This is a genomic window from Neisseria sp. HMSC061H08 (assembly GCF_001836795.1).
GTDB classification, from domain to species: domain Bacteria; phylum Pseudomonadota; class Gammaproteobacteria; order Burkholderiales; family Neisseriaceae; genus Neisseria; species Neisseria subflava_A.
In genome coordinates this window covers 1-363 of record NZ_KV830551.1, presented here as the reverse complement: position 1 = coordinate 363, position 363 = coordinate 1, and the positions used below count along the sequence as shown (strand labels likewise).

The window sequence follows — 363 nt, the reverse complement described above, 5'->3', positions numbered from 1 at the left end:
GGAACACGGGATTCCGCTGATTATCGACAACGCTTACGGAATGCCGTTCCCGAATATTATTTACAGCGATGTGACGCTCAACTGGCACGAAAACATCATCCTCTGCTTCAGCCTTTCTAAAATCGGCCTGCCCGGCGTGCGTACCGGCATTATTGTCGCCGCGCCGGAAGTGGTCAAAGCCGTCAGCAGTTTGAATGCGATTGTGAACCTGTCGCCCACCCGTTTCGGCGCGGCGATTGCGGCGCCGCTGTTAAACGACGGCCGTCTGAAACAGTTGGCCGACCAAGTGATTCAGCCGTTTTACCGTCGGCAGGCGCAAACGGCGGTTTCCCTGCTCAAACGCGAATTGGGTGCGTATCCGTT

Annotated in this window: 1 protein-coding gene; it reads left to right on the top strand. The window is 56.2% G+C overall.

All coding sequences use genetic code 11. The features are described from left to right. Positions 1-363, top strand: a 363-nt coding sequence (locus HMPREF2675_RS00675) for an aminotransferase class I/II-fold pyridoxal phosphate-dependent enzyme (RefSeq protein WP_141759929.1), incomplete at both ends; no start/stop codon positions are given.